Below are 13,771 nucleotides of genomic sequence, written 5' to 3' on the forward strand. Positions count from 1 at the left end.
TGGCGCGGTGCCGGCGCAGTGGCTCCACCTCGCGGAACGAGCCCTCGTCGAGCAGCAGGTCGATGCGCTCGCGGGCGGTCAGCTTGCCCTTGGCGTGCTGGGCCTCGGTGGCCTTCTCGCTGGGGCCGCGGCGGACCTGTTCGCGCAGTTCGTGCAGCTCGGCGACCCGCCCGTGGGCGTCGGCCGCGATCTCGGGGATCTCGTCGCCGACCGGCGCCTCATGCACAACCGTCATCTCGAACCACTCCAAGGGTGAGGGAACTGTCCGACAGCCAACGTCTGCATTGCCCCCGGCTGCGAATCACTTCTTCACTTATGACTGTACGAGGGGCCCCGCGCTGGTTTCGGCGTCGATTCTGTACAAGGTCGCGTCCGTTTAGATGTCAGGGCTGCACAGAAACCGGCCCCGGGGGCCGTGTGCGGACGGTGGCCGTTCGATTACCCGAAGCTGTCCGCCGGGTGGCGTTCGGATGATCTGGACATGAGGAAACGTGCAGGTCAGGCCGGGCGCCGGGGGTCGCGGGCAGGCTGCCCACGGCGCCGCTGCGGGCAGGCTCCGGTGGGGTGGGCGGGGCGCGAAGGGGCGGCTTCGGCGGCCGATCAGTCGTAGGGATACGCCAAAAACACCGAAGCCCACCCGGATGGGCCCGGGTGGGCTGTCCGAGGGAGTCCCGTCAGCTCTTGCGGCCGTCCCCCGGCTCGTCCTTGTCCCGCAGCTCCTCCTCGCGGCGGCGCAGGTCCGCCTCCCACTGCTTGAGCATGTCCTCGTGCCGGTTGTCGTCCTTCTTCAACGAAGCCAGGAACTCCGGGTCGTCGTCCGGCGCCAGCGGCCGGCCGCCGCGCGGGCGCTCGTAGCCCGGGTGGCCGGCGGTGCCACCCTGGCGGGTCTGCAGGGCGCCGCGCTGCTTGCCTGCCACCAGCCAGGCGATCGAGCCGACCAGCGGGAAGAGCAGCACGATGATCACCCAGATCACCTTGGGCAGGTGCTTCACCTCCTCCTCGGGCGTGGTCAGGCAGTCGATGAACGCCCACACCCAGAGGGCGAGGGGAAGGACGAAGGTCAGGATCCTCAGCACGGCGGCGATCTCCCCCGGCGACGGCGGTGGTGGCGGGCGGCCCCGAAGCGGTGGACGGTTACACGGGGGCCCTTGACCGAGCCAGGCTATCGGGTGGCGGATACTGACTGGCATGGCATACGACGATCTCCGCTCCTTTCTGCGGGCCCTCGACCGAGAGGGCGACCTCAAGCGCATCAAGGCCGAGGTGGACCCCCATCTGGAGATCGGCGAGATCGTCGACCGCGTCCAGAAGGCCAAGGGCCCTGCCCTGCTGTTCGAGAACGTCAAGGGCTCGTCGATGCCACTGGCGATGAACGTCTTCGGCACCGAGCGCCGGCTCGCCAAGGCCCTCGGCCTCAAGGGTCCGGACGACATCGCCGAGAAGATCGCCGGTCTGCTGAAGCCGGAGCTGCCGCAGGGCTTCACCGGCTTCCGGGACGCCTTCGGCAAGCTCGCCTCGATGGCCCACGTGCCGCCCCGCAAGGTCAAGCCGGGCGAGGCAGCGGTCCAGGAGGTCGTGCTCACCGGTGACGACGTCAACCTGGACGAGCTGCCCGCCCTCTTCACCTGGCCGCTGGACGGCGGCTCCTTCTTCAACCTGGGCCTGACCCACACCAAGGACCCGGACACCGGCATCCGCAACCTCGGCCTCTACCGGCTCCAGCGGCACGACCGGCGCACCATCGGCATGCACTGGCAGATCCACAAGGACAGCCGCAACCACTACGCGGTGGCCGCCCGCCGTGGCGAGAGGCTGCCGGTCGCGATCGCCTTCGGCTGCCCGCCGGCCGTCACCTACGCCGCCACCGCGCCGCTGCCCGGTGACATCGACGAGTACCTGTTCGCCGGCTTCGTCGCCGGGGAGCGGGTCAAGATGGTCGACTGCAAGACCGTCCCGCTCCAGGTCCCGGCCGACGCCGAGGTCGTGCTGGAGGGCTGGCTGGAGCCCGGCGAGATGCTGCCCGAGGGTCCGTTCGGCGACCACACCGGGTTCTACACGCCGCAGGAGCCGTTCCCGGCACTGAAGATCGACTGCGTGACGATGCGCCGCCGTCCGATCCTGCAGTCCATCGTGGTCGGCCGCCCGCCGACGGAGGACGGCCCGCTGGGCAAGTTCACCGAGCGCTTCTTCCTGCCGCTGCTGAAGATCATCATCCCGGACATCGTCGACTACGACCTGCCCGAGGCCGGCGGCTTCCACAACTGCGTGATCGTCTCGATCGACAAGAAGTACCCCAAGCACGCCCAGAAGACGATGCACGCCATCTGGGGCGCCCACATGATGTCGCTGACCAAGCTGATCATCGTGGTGGACTCCGACTGCGATGTGCACGACTACCAGGAAGTCGCCTGGCGGGCCTTCGGCAACGTCGACTACAGCCGGGACCTGACGGTGGTGGAAGGGCCGGTCGACCACCTCGACCACGCCTCCTACCAGCAGTTCTGGGGCGGCAAGGCGGGGATCGACGCGACCCGCAAGCTGCCCGAGGAGGGCTACACCCGGGACGGCGGCTGGCCCGAGATGGTCTCCTCCGACCCGGCCACGGCCGAGCTGGTGGACCGCCGCTGGAAGGAGTACGGGCTGTGAGCGAGCGCAGCGAGCGAACCGTCGAAGGACGCGCAGGGGCGAATGCCCGTGCCGAGCGAAGCGAGGCGGGCGCATGAGCACCGCTGCGGCGCTTCCGGAGGTCCCGCCCGGCAAGGTGAAGGCGTTCCTGCGGCTGGTGATGATCGAGCACTCGGTCTTCGCCCTGCCCTTCGCCTACATCGCCGCACTGACGGCGATGTTCCTCGCCGACGAGCGGGTGCACTGGGGCGAGCTGTTCATCGTCACGGTCTGCATGGTCGGCCTGCGCACCTTCGCCATGGCCGCCAACCGGATCATCGACCGCGAGATCGACGCCCGGAACCCGCGCACCGCCGGGCGCGAACTGGTCACCGGCGCCGTGTCGGTGAAGACCGCCTATACCGGCTCGGCGGTCGCGCTGGTGGTCTTCCTCGGCGCGGCCGCGCTACTGAACCCGCTCTGCCTCGCGCTGGCGCCGGTCGCCGTCGTCCCGATGGTGGTCTACCCGTACGGCAAGCGGTTCACGGACTTCCCGCAGGCGATCCTGGGACTCGCCCAGGCGATGGGCCCGGTCGGCGCCTGGCTGGCCGTCACCGGTTCGTGGTCCTGGGACGCGGTCGTGCTGGGCGCGGCGGTCGGCATCTGGATCGGCGGCTTCGACCTGATCTACGCCTGCCAGGACGTCGCCTCCGACCGGGCGGGCGGCGTGCGCTCGGTGCCGGCCCGCTTCGGCATCCCGGCGGCGATCCGGGGCGCCCGCGTCTGCCACGTGCTGACCACGCTGCTGCTCGGCTGGTACGCGGTGCTGACCGACGCCGGGGCCGCGTTCTGGATCGGGCTGGCGGTCGTGGCCGGTGCCTTCGTCTACGAGCACACCATCGTGAAGCCCAATGACCTCTCGAAGCTGAACCGGGCGTTCTTCCAGACCAACGGGTTCGTCGGGATCTCGCTGTTCTTCTTCGCGTTGGTGGACCTCGTCGTGCGCGGCCTCGGGATCTGACGTCAGCTCTTCCCGCCCTCGTCGAGCGTGTGCTTGACGAGGGCGTTGGCGTGTCCGTGGCCGAGGCCGTGCTCGCTCTTGAGCCAGGCGACCAGCTCCATGTGCCTGGTCAGGGGGGAGGAGCGGATCAGCTCCTGCCAGTGCGAGACCGGCTGCCCGTACTTCTTCTCGATCGACGGGAAGTAGCTTGCGGGGCCCTTGGCGGGTTCGGTGCTCATGGGGATTCCTCTTCTCGGTCGTGCGGTGATCTTGCTCGCTACAGGGATTGTCACGCAGCCGGCTTGACCGTCGCTGCGGTCAGCCGGGCGAGGCCGAGGCCGAGGGCGGCTCTGGCGGTGAGCGTGTTCGTCATGCAGGTAGGACCGGGGGCGGGAGCGGAACTCATCGGTGGGCCCGGTGTGATCCGGGTCATGACGGCCGGGTGGCGGCACAAGTGGACGCTTCTGCGGGGCAGGTGTGTGAGGCGAACGCCGTTCCGGGGCCCGTCGTACGGGCCGGGGTCTGCCGTCTAGCATCTGCGCATGATCAACGAGACCGCCCCGGACTGGAAGGCCGACCGGATCGGCAGTTCGCTGCGTCGCGAGAACCCCACCGTCATGCGGCGGTTGGACGCCGGTTTCGCCGTCATCGGCGACGTCCAGTTCCTGCCCGGGTACTCGATCCTGCTCACCGACGAACCGGGCGTCGAACGCCTCTCCGACCTGCCGCGCGCGCGTCGGCTCGCGTACCTCGCCGACATGGAGCGCCTCGGCGAGGCCGTCGAACGGGCCTGCCGGGCCGCCGATCCGGCGTTCCGGCGCGTCAACCTGGAGATCCTCGGCAACACGGACCCCTTCCTGCACGCCCACGTCTGGCCCCGCTTCGACTGGGAACCCGACCACCTCGTCCAGAAGCCGGTCTGGCTCTACCCGCAGGGCCACTGGCGCGACCCGCAGTACGCCCTCGGCCCGCAGCACGACGCGATCCGCGCCGCTGTCGGGGCCGAACTCGACGCGCTGCGCTAGCGGGCCGCCGCCGGACCGCCCGGTCGCTCCAGGGGTCCGACCACCGGTGCCCACTCCCGGACGCCGGCAATCTCGACGCCAGGCGTGCGGTAGTACGGATCGGCGTCGAGGATGTGCTCCAGTTCCGCGCGCCCGACGTCGAAAACCAGCAGCGCGCCCGAGTCGTCCGCCCAGGGGCCCGCCGCGAGCAGACGCCCCTCCTCGTGGAGTCGGGCGAGGAACGACCGGTGCGCCGGGCGCGCGGCGAGACGTTCCGGGGCGGCGGTGAAGGCCAGTTCGAGGATCATCATGCGGCCGACGGTACGGTCTGAGGATGACCGGTTCAGCATCAGCCGATACACCGGCGGCATGGCGGGCACTGGCCGGTGTCCCTCTGCTGGCCGCACTGCCCGAGGACCGGCTGAGCGCGCTCTGGTCCCACTCGCTGCCACGCCGCTACCGGGCGGGAGAGATGTTGCGCAAGGCCGGCGATCCGGCCGAGCACCTCCTTGTCCTGCTGAGCGGCCGGGTCTCCGCCACCATCAGCACGGCCGCCGGTCGCGTCGTCCGCTTCGGCGAATGGACCGGACCCTGCGCGCTGGACAAGGTCGCCGTGATCGACGGGCGCGGGCACACGGCCTCCCTGGCGGCGATCACCGCCTGTACCGTGCGAAGCCTTCCGCGAGCCCGATTCGAGGAACTGGTCGACGACGCGCCCTCGGTGCGCGGACACGTACTGCGCCTCCTTGCCGACCACGCCCGGCAGCAGCAGGAGCGGTTCACCGACGCCGCCACGCTGCCCGTCGAGGCCAGACTGGCGACCTGGCTGTTGGCGCAGGCGGCGGAAGCTCCTCAGGGGCAGGCCGAACTGCCCGGCACCCAGCAGGAACTTGCCGACCTGCTCGGCACGACCCGGGTGACGGTCAATCGCATCCTCTCCCAGCTGCGCCGCGACGGCTTGGTCGAGGTCACCCGTCGCACCGTCGCCGTACTCGCGCCGGAGCTCCTCGCACTGCGCGCAGACGGCCTCCGGTACCCGCCACGGGCTTCCGGGTAGCCACACCGGACGCCCGCCGGGGCGCTGTTGCGTCCAGGGCTGTCGGCGGGAGCGGGCGACGGGGCATCAGGCGGCGCGGCCGCGCCGGCCGTAGGCGTGCGCGACGGCCGGCACGATCGGCCCCCACGGCATCACCGGGCCGACGCGGAGGCGGCCACCCGATCTCGTGAACTTCCCGGCGATCTCCTGGCGAGGTCCGTCAACCCGTGCCTACGCTGCGGGACATGGACATCGTGATCCCGCTCTTCGACCGCTTCGAGCCGCTCGACGCGATCGGCCCGTACGAGATCCTCGCGTACGTGCCGGGCGCGAAGGTGCGCTTCGTCGCGCCGCAACCGGGCCGGGTCGGCGATGCGTTGGGCGCCCTCACGGTGGACGTGCCCACCCGGTACTCGGAGGTCGACGCCTGCGACGTGCTGCTCGTCCCCGGCGGCAACGGCACCCGGCCGCTCGCCGGTGATCCGGAGTTCCTCGACTGGATCCGCCGCGTGCACGAGACGACCAGGTTCACGACGTCCGTCTGCACCGGCTCCCTCGTCCTCGGCGCCGCCGGGCTGCTCAAGGGGCTCACCGCCACCACCCACTGGGGCGCCGTCGCCGATCTGGAGAGCCACGGCGCCACCTACACCGCCGAGCGGGTCGTCCGGCACGGACGGATCATCACCTCGGCGGGTGTCTCGTCCGGTATCGACATGGCCCTCCGACTGGCTGCCCTGCTCACCGACGACGTCACCGCCCAGGCCATCCAGCTCTGCACCGAGTACGACCCCCAACCCCCGTTCGACACCGGCTCCCTGGCCAAGGCGCCGGCCGCCGTCCGGGAGCGCACCCGCACGCTGGGCTGAGGCGCTCAGCCCGGCAGGCGGCGCCGGTACCGGACGGCGGGGCGGTCGTCGATGGTGAGGTCCCCGACCGCCGTGAAGCCGGTGCGACGGAGCACCGCCAGGGACGCCGGATTGTCCAGCGTGGCCACGGCCGTGAGCGTCGAGAGCCCGTAGTCGGCCGCGGCGAGCCGGAAGAGCTCCAGCACCGCCGCCGTCGCCACACCCCGGCCCGCGGCCGGTTCGCCGATCCGGTAGCCGAGTTCGGCGCCGCCGTCCTCGACGTCCACCAGGTTGACCCGGCCGAGCAGCTCCCCGCGTTCGTCCACGACGAGGTGGAAGTGGCAGGCCCCGGCGTCCTGTTCGGCGAGCAGGGCGCGGTGCCGCTCGGCGAAGCCGTCGAAGTACGCGTCACCGCGGTCCGGCACCGAACGCGCGAAGTACTCCCGGTTCTCCTGCTCGAACGCCAGCAGGGCCGGCGCGTGGTCGTTCCGGAGCCGCTCCAACCTGATCATGCCGGCCAGCATAGGCAGTTCGGCCGGGGAGCTCAGCGGAACAGCTCCGCGTGGTCGGCGGCCCGGGCGTCCAGCCCGCGGGCGGGCAGGCCGGTGACGTCCCGGACGGCGGAGGTGACGGGCTCCGGGTCGCCTGCCTCACCTGGTGGCGGATGACGACGGCCGCCCGGCTGCTCCGCGACTCGGACGAGCCACTCAACGCCCTGGCCGGACAGCTCGGTTACGGTTCGGAGTACGCTTTCGCCCACGCCTTCAAACGCGAGTTCGGCGTCGCCCCGGGCCGCTACCGTCGCCAGGAGCAGGCCGGCGGCCGGCGGCCGTCCCCACACTGAGGGCCGACCGGCACACCCGAAGGCGAAACCGGCCCTCTGCGACAGGAGAGTTCCGTGCGCGCTGCCAGGATCGCGGTCGTGACCAGCCTCGTCGGTGCCGAGTACGACGACGACCTCCCGCTGATCGTCGACGCCCTGCGGGCCGAAGGGCTGGCCGCCGAGGCGGTGGCCTGGGACGCCGACGCCCCCGGGTGGGAGCGGTTCGACCTGGCGGTGATCCGGTCGACCTGGGACTACGCGGAGCGCCTCGGCGAGTTCCTGGCCTGGGCGGACACGACGGCGGGCGCCACCCGGCTCCGGAATCCGGCGCCGGTGGTGCGCTGGAACAGCGACAAGCGCTACCTGTCGGCGCTCGCCGGGCGCGGCGTCCCGGTCGTGCCGACCCGGTTCCTCGACCCGGGCGGGCCCTGCGGCGAGGCGGACTTCGACCTGGCCGGGGGCGTGGTGGTCAAGCCCGCCGTCTCCGCGGGCGCCCGGGACACCGCGCGCTACGAGCCGGGCCGGTCGGCGGACGCCCTGCTCCACGCCCGGATGCTGCTCGACCAGGGGCGCACGGCGATGGTCCAGCCGTATCTGCGGCGGGTGGAGGAGGGGGAACGCGCACTGGTCTTCGTCGCCGGCGCCTTCAGCCACGCCATCCGCAAGGGCCCGGTGCTGACCGAGCCGGGGGTGATCGACAACTTCCGGACGGCGCACCCCGGCGTCACCCCGTACCGGCCGACCGAGCCCGAGCTCCGTACCGCCCGGGCCGCCCTCGCGGCGGTCCCGGCTCCCGCCCCGCTGCTGTTCGCCCGGGTGGACCTGGCGCTGGACGAGGCCGGGGAGCCGGTGGTCATGGAGCTGGAGCTGATCGAGCCGAACCTGTTCCTCCAGGACTGCCCGCACGGGCTGGAGCGCCTCGTCGCGGCCGTGGCCGCCGAGAGCGGGCGCGGCGGCGACGCCTAGCCGAGCCGCGGGGCCTCCGGGTGGTAGACCCGCTGTCGTTCGACCGGTGCGTCGCCGAAGTCGCCCTTGCCGTTGACGACCTGGCCCACCCCGACCCGCACGCCCTGGGCCCGGCCGAAGCCCTTGAGCACCCCGCCCCTCCCGTCCGGGTCCGGGTAGCCGTACGGGTGGCCGGCGGCGAGGATCACCGAACGGGCCGAGATCTGCCCGAGCACCTGGGCGCCGGAGCCGATCCGGCTGGAGCCCGTCACCTCGGCGCCGCCCGCGAGTCTGGTGCCGTCGCCGACCTCGATGGTGTCGGTGCCGGCCGCCTTGATCCGTGCGCCGCCCTCGCCGATCTCCGACCGAGCGCCGATCACGATGGTCCCGCCCCCGGCGGCGACGATCCGGGTGCCGCCGTGCAGGACGTTCCCCCGCCGGACCAGGCAGCCGCTGCGCTCGTCGCACTCGATGACCACGCCGGGGTAGAGCACGTTCTCGGGGTGCAGCCGGACCCGCCGCGAGACGATCACCGAGAACGGGTCGAGTACGACCACGCCCTGGTCGGCGAGGTCCATCAGCTCCGCGGGCGTGAGCAGCCCGCGCTCCCGCCGCAGCCGATCCAACCGTTCGCCCAGCGAGCCCTGTCCCGTGATCATCGGATCATGGTTCAGGCGCCTTGGGTCCGTTGTCCAGTGGCCGCCCCACACGCGGGAGAATCGGGCGGAAGACGACCCGTCAGAGGAGAACCGTGATCGGCAAGCTGCAGTGCATCGTCCTCGACTGCCCGGAGCCGGCCGTGCTGGCCCGGTTCTACGCGGCACTGCTGGGCGGCGAGGTCGACCGGCCGGACCGGCGGTGGTCGCTCGGCGAGGCGTGGTCGACGCTGCACACCGAGGGCGGCCCGGTGCTCTGCTTCCAGGGCGTCGCCGACCACCGGCCGCCGCAGTGGCCCGACCCGGCACACCCGCAACAGGTGCACCTGGACATCGACGTGGCGGACCTCGAAGGCGCCGAGCGCGAGGTGCTCGCGCTCGGCGCCACCCGGCTGTCCGACGCCGGCGGCTGGCGGATCTACGCCGACCCGGCCGGGCACCCGCTGTGCCTGATCCAGGCCGGCTGACCGGCCGCCGCCCCGGTTGCCCGCGACCCCCGTACGTGGGCAACCGGGGCCGGGGTCAGCGGCGCGCGGCATGTGAGCGTCAGGTCAGGTACCAGGTACCTCCGTCCTGGCCCAGGTCCTGCCAGCCCTGCACGCGGGCGCCGTTGAAGCTGGTCGAGTTCTCCACCTCCATGAGGGTGCGGGTCCGCGTGCGCTCAGTCGAGCGACAGGACGTCACCGATGCTCAGCCGCCCTGGAGTTGCGACCTCGGCGAGGGCGTCGAGGCGGCTGTCGTGCGCCTGGGCGACGGCCTTGAGGATCTCGGGGGCGTGCGGGAGGCCGGGCTGGGCGGCGGTGGTCATCACACACCGCTCGCTGGAGCGGACGAAGGTCAGCCGGGCGCCGGCGCGGGCGCCGCTGCGGGCCTGGTGGCCGAACCAGTCGTCCTCGACGAACGGCTGGGTGCCGGGCGGGGTGCGCAGCAGGATGTTGGGGCGGAAGCGGCGCTCGTCGACGACGGCCGACGGGCAGGCCGCGCGGACCCAGTCCAGGGTGGCGGTGGTGAGCACGCTGACCGGGAGCTGGTCGAAGTGGGAGACGGCGTCCTCGCGGGCGAGTGCGACCCCAGGGCGCTGGAGGTAGGCGCACAGGAAGGCGGTCGGGTCGGCGACCGGCCGGCCGAGCGGGTCGAACAGCTCGGGGCCGTCGAGCCGGCGGCCGAGCCGGGAGGAGAGGCGGAGCAGGCCGTCCATCCGGCGGAAGCGGCGGGTGTTCTTGCCGGAGCCGAACTTGCCCGCGCCGTCGCGCACGGCGTACAGGCGGTCGCCGGCCAGGCCGCGCTCGTCCACCTCGACGGAGTCGAGCCGCTCGCCGCCGGTGGACTTCACGGGGTAGCGCCAGAGCTGCTCGATCACTCCGATGATCTCTGCCATGGCGGGAAAGCGTAGCGGCGCCCGCCGGGGATGGTCTAGACCAAGCCCCCTCGGGTCAAGCAGTTTCGGCCAGCCGCCCGGTCAAGCCGTCCGGTGAAGCCACCCGGTCACCCCTGGTCGAGCCGCCCGGCGCGACCGCCCGCTCACCCCAGCCGGGCCACGGCCCGCACCGGCGCGCCGTCGGCCGCGACCAGCCGCAGCGGGAACAGCGAGACCTCCACCGGCCGCCCGGCCTGCTGGGCCATGAGCAGTGTCCGCAGGTCGGTCAGGTTCTCGGCGATCACACCGCCGCCGGGCGCGCCGAGCAGCACCCGGTGGGCGGCCAGAGTGGGCTCCGCGGCGGCCGGCTGGTCGTGCTCGTCGGTCAGGTCGGCCAGCAGCGCGGCCACCGCCGGGTCGCCCGGGCCCGGGTCCGGGGTGGGGTCGACGCTGAGCGCGTCCACGCCGACCGTCCGCACCCCGGCGGCGACGATCGCCTCGGCCGCCTCGGCGGTCAGGCTGGGGTGGGCGAGGTAGGCGTCGGTGCCCCAGTGCCGGGCCCAGCCGGTGGCCAGCAGCAGGACGGTGCCCTCCGCTGCCCGCTCCAGCGCCGGGGCGAGCAGCTCCGGCGTCACCTCCGTACGCGGCTCCAGGCCGCGCAGGTCGGCGACGACCGCCGGGCCGGTGAACCGCTCCAGCGGCAGGCCGTCCAGCGTCGGCCAGGTGACGTCCACGTGGTACGGCGCGTCCACATGGGTGCCGGACTGCGAGCCGAGGTGCAGGGCCAGCACGTTCACCCCGGCGGTGGCGGTGGTGAGCGCGGGCTCCAGGACGACGGCCGGATCGCCGGGGTAGACCGGCATCGCGGTGGTCACCTGATGGGTGAGGTCGACGAGGGTCACTGCCATGGCGCCCATCCTCCCAGGGGTGGCGGCGGATGGGGCCGCTGCGGAGGCCTCCGTATAGAAAGGGAGCCATGGGAACAGACAAGCGTCAGCCGTGGGTGGTCGGGGTCTCGGGCGCGTCCGGTACGCCGTACGCGGCCTCCGTGATCCGGGCGCTGCTCGCCGCCGGGGAGCCGGTGGACCTGATCGTCAGCCGGGCCGCGCGGCTGACCATCCTGGACGAGACCGGCATCTCCTTCCGCGACGCGCACTGGCACACCGACCTCGCCGCCTGGCTGGCCACCGACGATGCCCGCTTCGGCCCGGAGCGGCTCGACGACGTCCGCTACTGGTCTGCCGGGGATTTCGCGGCCGGCCCGTCCAGCGGCTCCTACCCGGCCAAGGGCATGCTGGTGGTCCCGGCGACGACCGGCGCGGTGGCCGGGATCGCGCTCGGCCTGAGCAAGGACCTGCTCCAGCGGGTCGCCAGCGTCACGCTGAAGGAGCGCCGCCCGCTGGTGGTCTGCGTCCGCGAGGCGCCACTCAACGGGGTGACGCTGAAGCACCTGGTGGAGCTGGACGCGCAGGGCGCCGTCGTACTCCCCGCCTCGCCCGGTTTCTACGCGGGCGGCTCCACCGTCCGGGAGCTGGTCGACTTCGTGGCCGGACGGGTGCTGGACGCGGTCGGTGTACCGCACACGCTGTACCGGCGCTGGGAGGGTGAGTTGGGCGCGGCCGCGCGCCACACCGCGCGGCCGGAGTGAGGGGGAGTGAGGAGCCCGGGAGCGGGAGAGTATGTTCTCTGCGATACCCGGGTTGTTCCGCGCATGGCGCCTTTGAATCCGGATAATGATCTGTGGGTCTGGTGAGGTTCGGAAGGACGCGGACGGTATATGGACACGGTGGACAGACAGCTCATCCAGGCGCTCCGGGAGAACGGCCGTGCGTCCTACGCCGAGCTGGGCCGACTGGTGGGCCTCTCCGGCCCGAGCGTCACGGACCGGATCAACCGCCTGGAGCAGGCCGGTGTCATCACCGGCTACCGGGCGACGGTCAACCCGGCCTCGCTCGGCTTCGGTGTCACGGCCCTGATCGGCCTTCAGCTCACCGACGCGGCCGACCACGAGGACGTCGCGCACCGGCTGAAGGACCTCGGCGAGGTCGAGGACTGCTGGTTCATCGCCGGTGACGACTCGTACATGCTCAAGGTCCGGGTCTCCGACGTGGAGGGCCTGGAGTCGGTGGTCAAGCGGATCTCCGGGACGAAAGGCGTGGCCCGGACCCGCACGACCGTCGTACTCTCCACGAAGTGGGAGAACCGGGTCAGCGAACTCCCTCTGGCCGAAGGGGAGTAAACACGATGGCACTGGTCGGTCTGGAGGAGCTGCGCGCGGCCCGGCAGCGGATCGCCGGCGTGGCGGTACGGACCCCGCTGGTCCCCGCCCCCTGGGCGGCCCACGGCGAGCGCCGGCTCTGGCTCAAGCCGGAGAACCTCCAGCCGACCGGCGCCTTCAAGACTCGCGGGGCCTACAACCGGCTCGCCGCGCTCACCGAGCAGGAGCGGGCCCGCGGCGTGGTCGCCCAGTCCAGCGGCAACCACGCGCAGGCGGTGGCGTACGCGGCCGGGCTGCTCGGCATCAAGGCCGTGATCGTGATGCCGGACACCTCGCCGGCGGTCAAGGTCGACGCGACCCGCGGATTCGGCGCCGAGGTGGTCCTGGTCGCGCCCGAGGAGCGCGACACCCTGCCCGGCGAGCTGGCCGAGCGGCACGGCTACGTCTGGGTGCCGCCGTACGACGACCCGTTCATCATCGCGGGCCAGGGCACCGTCGGCCTTGAGATCGCCGAGGACGCCCCGGCCGAGCTGGACACCGTGCTGGTGCCGGTCAGCGGCGGCGGCCTGATCTCCGGCACGGCGGCGGCGCTCAAGCTCACCCGCCCGGGCGTCCGGGTGATCGGTGTCGAGCCCGAGCTGGCAGCCGACGCCCAGGCCAGCCTCCGGGCCGGCGAGCGGCTCTCCTGGCCGGTCGCCGACACCTACCGGACCATCGCGGACGGGCTGCGCACCCCCTCGGTCGGCGAGCTGCCGTTCGAGCACCTCACCGCCTACGTGGACGACATCGTCACCGTCACCGAGGACGAGATCCGGGCCACCGTGGCCCTGCTGGCCCGCCGCGGCCGGCTGGTCGCCGAGCCGTCCGGCGCGGTCGCCCCGGCCGCGTACTTCCACCGCGCGGCCGAGACCGGCGGCCAGGCGGTGGCGGCCGTGGTCAGCGGCGGCAACATCGAGCCGGCGCTGCTCGCGGAGCTTCTGGCCGGCTGAGGGCGCCGCGCCCGGGTCGCGACCGGGCCGCGGGCGGCAGGGGCGTACGCTCGTTCCGGCAACGATTCGAAGTCGGAGGAGGCGGGGCACCGCATGGACGCAGGGCTCAAGCGCGAGCTGGAGGCGAAGGTCTACGCGGGTGAGCGGCTGACCCGCGAGGACGGGATCGCGCTCTACGAGAGCGATGACCTGGCCTGGTTGGGCGGTCTGGCCCACCATGTGCGGACGGAGAAGAACGGCGATGTCGTCCACTTCAACGTGAACCGTCACCTCAACATGACCAACGTGTGCAGC

General features: G+C 72.5%; 18 protein-coding genes and 2 pseudogenes. 12 read left to right on the forward strand and 8 right to left on the reverse strand.

The window, feature by feature from the left end:
* Together ACZ6NC_RS41045 and ACZ6NC_RS41050 are read right to left on the reverse strand one after the other, a co-directional pair.
* Nucleotides 1–235 (reverse strand): carboxyl transferase domain-containing protein (locus ACZ6NC_RS41045; protein WP_465739004.1); only part of this gene is annotated, 235 nt, incomplete at its 3' end.
* A 439-nt stretch (nucleotides 236–674) separates the two neighbouring features.
* Entirely contained in the window at nucleotides 675–1,076 is a 402-nt protein-coding gene (locus ACZ6NC_RS41050) for a PLD nuclease N-terminal domain-containing protein (RefSeq protein ID WP_465739005.1), read from the reverse strand.
* Nucleotides 1,077–1,188: 112 nt separating this feature from the next.
* Here ACZ6NC_RS41050 and ACZ6NC_RS41055 point away from each other — a divergent pair, with 112 nt between their 5' ends.
* Together ACZ6NC_RS41055 and mqnP are read left to right on the forward strand one after the other, a co-directional pair.
* Nucleotides 1,189–2,646 (forward strand): menaquinone biosynthesis decarboxylase, encoded by a 1,458-nt coding sequence (locus ACZ6NC_RS41055; protein WP_465739006.1) that lies wholly within the window; start codon nucleotides 1,189–1,191, stop codon nucleotides 2,644–2,646.
* A 73-nt stretch (nucleotides 2,647–2,719) separates the two neighbouring features.
* Nucleotides 2,720–3,625: a menaquinone biosynthesis prenyltransferase MqnP gene (gene mqnP, locus ACZ6NC_RS41060; RefSeq protein WP_465739007.1), complete on the forward strand. Its 906-nt coding sequence runs from the start codon at nucleotides 2,720–2,722 to the stop codon at nucleotides 3,623–3,625.
* 2 nt (nucleotides 3,626–3,627) lie between these two features.
* Here the strand turns inward: mqnP and ACZ6NC_RS41065 are convergent, their stop codons facing one another.
* Nucleotides 3,628–3,843: a DUF4287 domain-containing protein gene (locus ACZ6NC_RS41065; protein WP_465739008.1), complete on the reverse strand. Its 216-nt coding sequence runs from the start codon at nucleotides 3,841–3,843 to the stop codon at nucleotides 3,628–3,630.
* 303 nt (nucleotides 3,844–4,146) lie between these two features.
* Between ACZ6NC_RS41065 and ACZ6NC_RS41070 the strand changes: the two genes are divergently transcribed.
* Nucleotides 4,147–4,629, forward strand: a complete 483-nt coding sequence (locus ACZ6NC_RS41070) for an HIT family protein (RefSeq protein ID WP_465739009.1) — start codon at nucleotides 4,147–4,149, stop codon at nucleotides 4,627–4,629.
* Here the strand turns inward: ACZ6NC_RS41070 and ACZ6NC_RS41075 are convergent.
* Complete coding sequence (locus ACZ6NC_RS41075; RefSeq protein WP_465739010.1) at nucleotides 4,626–4,919, reverse strand: YciI family protein; 294 nt, start codon at nucleotides 4,917–4,919, stop codon at nucleotides 4,626–4,628. The two genes, ACZ6NC_RS41070 and ACZ6NC_RS41075, sit on opposite strands and share 4 nt — an antisense overlap.
* A 23-nt stretch (nucleotides 4,920–4,942) precedes the next feature.
* Here ACZ6NC_RS41075 and ACZ6NC_RS41080 point away from each other — a divergent pair, with 23 nt between their 5' ends.
* On the forward strand, nucleotides 4,943–5,665 hold the full coding sequence (locus ACZ6NC_RS41080) for a Crp/Fnr family transcriptional regulator (protein WP_465739011.1): 723 nt from the start codon (nucleotides 4,943–4,945) through the stop codon (nucleotides 5,663–5,665).
* 224 nt (nucleotides 5,666–5,889) lie between these two features.
* Nucleotides 5,890–6,510, forward strand: a complete 621-nt coding sequence (locus ACZ6NC_RS41085) for a DJ-1/PfpI family protein (protein WP_465739012.1) — start codon at nucleotides 5,890–5,892, stop codon at nucleotides 6,508–6,510.
* Between the two features lie 5 nt (nucleotides 6,511–6,515).
* Here ACZ6NC_RS41085 and ACZ6NC_RS41090 read toward each other — a convergent pair whose 3' ends face one another.
* The gene (locus ACZ6NC_RS41090; protein ID WP_465739013.1) at nucleotides 6,516–7,001 is read right to left on the reverse strand and encodes a GNAT family N-acetyltransferase; all 486 of its coding nucleotides are present in this window, start codon (nucleotides 6,999–7,001) and stop codon (nucleotides 6,516–6,518) included.
* A gap of 128 nt (nucleotides 7,002–7,129) precedes the next feature.
* Between ACZ6NC_RS41090 and ACZ6NC_RS41095 the strand changes: the two are divergent.
* Nucleotides 7,130–7,333, forward strand: a pseudogene (locus tag ACZ6NC_RS41095) (helix-turn-helix domain-containing protein); the annotation flags it as partial.
* Between the two features lie 54 nt (nucleotides 7,334–7,387).
* Nucleotides 7,388–8,278: an ATP-grasp domain-containing protein gene (locus ACZ6NC_RS41100; RefSeq protein ID WP_465739014.1), complete on the forward strand. Its 891-nt coding sequence runs from the start codon at nucleotides 7,388–7,390 to the stop codon at nucleotides 8,276–8,278.
* Here the strand turns inward: ACZ6NC_RS41100 and ACZ6NC_RS41105 are convergent.
* Nucleotides 8,275–8,916, reverse strand: a complete 642-nt coding sequence (locus ACZ6NC_RS41105; RefSeq protein WP_465739015.1) for a hypothetical protein — start codon at nucleotides 8,914–8,916, stop codon at nucleotides 8,275–8,277. The genes ACZ6NC_RS41100 and ACZ6NC_RS41105 overlap by 4 nt on opposite strands.
* 92 nt (nucleotides 8,917–9,008) lie before the next feature.
* Here ACZ6NC_RS41105 and ACZ6NC_RS41110 point away from each other — a divergent pair, with 92 nt between their 5' ends.
* Complete coding sequence (locus ACZ6NC_RS41110) at nucleotides 9,009–9,380, forward strand: VOC family protein (RefSeq protein WP_465739016.1); 372 nt, start codon at nucleotides 9,009–9,011, stop codon at nucleotides 9,378–9,380.
* Nucleotides 9,381–9,574: 194 nt separating this feature from the next.
* On the opposite strand, the gene ACZ6NC_RS41115 is transcribed toward ACZ6NC_RS41110, so the two are convergent.
* Both ACZ6NC_RS41115 and ACZ6NC_RS41120 read right to left on the reverse strand, forming a co-directional pair.
* Nucleotides 9,575–10,291: an MOSC domain-containing protein gene (locus tag ACZ6NC_RS41115; RefSeq protein ID WP_465739017.1), complete on the reverse strand. Its 717-nt coding sequence runs from the start codon at nucleotides 10,289–10,291 to the stop codon at nucleotides 9,575–9,577.
* A 143-nt stretch (nucleotides 10,292–10,434) separates the two neighbouring features.
* Entirely contained in the window at nucleotides 10,435–11,178 is a 744-nt protein-coding gene (locus ACZ6NC_RS41120; protein ID WP_465739018.1) for a cyclase family protein, read from the reverse strand.
* 68 nt (nucleotides 11,179–11,246) lie between these two features.
* On the opposite strand from ACZ6NC_RS41120, the gene ACZ6NC_RS41125 reads away from it, so the two are divergent.
* The 4 genes and pseudogenes from ACZ6NC_RS41125 to ACZ6NC_RS41140 all read left to right on the forward strand — a co-directional run.
* Entirely contained in the window at nucleotides 11,247–11,918 is a 672-nt protein-coding gene (locus ACZ6NC_RS41125; RefSeq protein WP_465739019.1) for a UbiX family flavin prenyltransferase, read from the forward strand.
* Between the two features lie 129 nt (nucleotides 11,919–12,047).
* The gene (locus ACZ6NC_RS41130; protein ID WP_209417486.1) at nucleotides 12,048–12,509 is read left to right on the forward strand and encodes an Lrp/AsnC family transcriptional regulator; all 462 of its coding nucleotides are present in this window, start codon (nucleotides 12,048–12,050) and stop codon (nucleotides 12,507–12,509) included.
* Between the two features lie 5 nt (nucleotides 12,510–12,514).
* A complete protein-coding gene (locus tag ACZ6NC_RS41135) occupies nucleotides 12,515–13,477 on the forward strand; it encodes a threonine ammonia-lyase (protein ID WP_465739020.1) in 963 nt (320 codons plus the stop codon).
* A 93-nt stretch (nucleotides 13,478–13,570) separates the two neighbouring features.
* Nucleotides 13,571–13,771 (forward strand): annotated as a pseudogene (locus tag ACZ6NC_RS41140) (aminofutalosine synthase MqnE); the annotation flags it as partial.

The organism is Kitasatospora sp. NPDC041988, from assembly GCF_055588525.1.

Coding starts and splice junctions, on each gene's coding strand:
- ACZ6NC_RS41075 (WP_465739010.1), bottom strand. CDS start 4,919: ATGATGATCCTCGAACTGGCCTTCACCGCCGCCCCGGAACGTCTCGCC.
- ACZ6NC_RS41130 (WP_209417486.1), top strand. CDS start 12,048: ATGGACACGGTGGACAGACAGCTCATCCAGGCGCTCCGGGAGAACGGC.
- ACZ6NC_RS41065 (WP_465739008.1), bottom strand. CDS start 3,843: ATGAGCACCGAACCCGCCAAGGGCCCCGCAAGCTACTTCCCGTCGATC.
- ACZ6NC_RS41125 (WP_465739019.1), top strand. CDS start 11,247: ATGGGAACAGACAAGCGTCAGCCGTGGGTGGTCGGGGTCTCGGGCGCG.
- mqnP (WP_465739007.1), top strand. CDS start 2,720: ATGAGCACCGCTGCGGCGCTTCCGGAGGTCCCGCCCGGCAAGGTGAAG.
- ACZ6NC_RS41135 (WP_465739020.1), top strand. CDS start 12,515: ATGGCACTGGTCGGTCTGGAGGAGCTGCGCGCGGCCCGGCAGCGGATC.
- ACZ6NC_RS41055 (WP_465739006.1), top strand. CDS start 1,189: ATGGCATACGACGATCTCCGCTCCTTTCTGCGGGCCCTCGACCGAGAG.
- ACZ6NC_RS41120 (WP_465739018.1), bottom strand. CDS start 11,178: ATGGCAGTGACCCTCGTCGACCTCACCCATCAGGTGACCACCGCGATG.
- ACZ6NC_RS41085 (WP_465739012.1), top strand. CDS start 5,890: ATGGACATCGTGATCCCGCTCTTCGACCGCTTCGAGCCGCTCGACGCG.
- ACZ6NC_RS41115 (WP_465739017.1), bottom strand. CDS start 10,291: ATGGCAGAGATCATCGGAGTGATCGAGCAGCTCTGGCGCTACCCCGTG.
- ACZ6NC_RS41090 (WP_465739013.1), bottom strand. CDS start 7,001: ATGATCAGGTTGGAGCGGCTCCGGAACGACCACGCGCCGGCCCTGCTG.
- ACZ6NC_RS41105 (WP_465739015.1), bottom strand. CDS start 8,916: ATGATCACGGGACAGGGCTCGCTGGGCGAACGGTTGGATCGGCTGCGG.
- ACZ6NC_RS41070 (WP_465739009.1), top strand. CDS start 4,147: ATGATCAACGAGACCGCCCCGGACTGGAAGGCCGACCGGATCGGCAGT.
- ACZ6NC_RS41080 (WP_465739011.1), top strand. CDS start 4,943: ATGACCGGTTCAGCATCAGCCGATACACCGGCGGCATGGCGGGCACTG.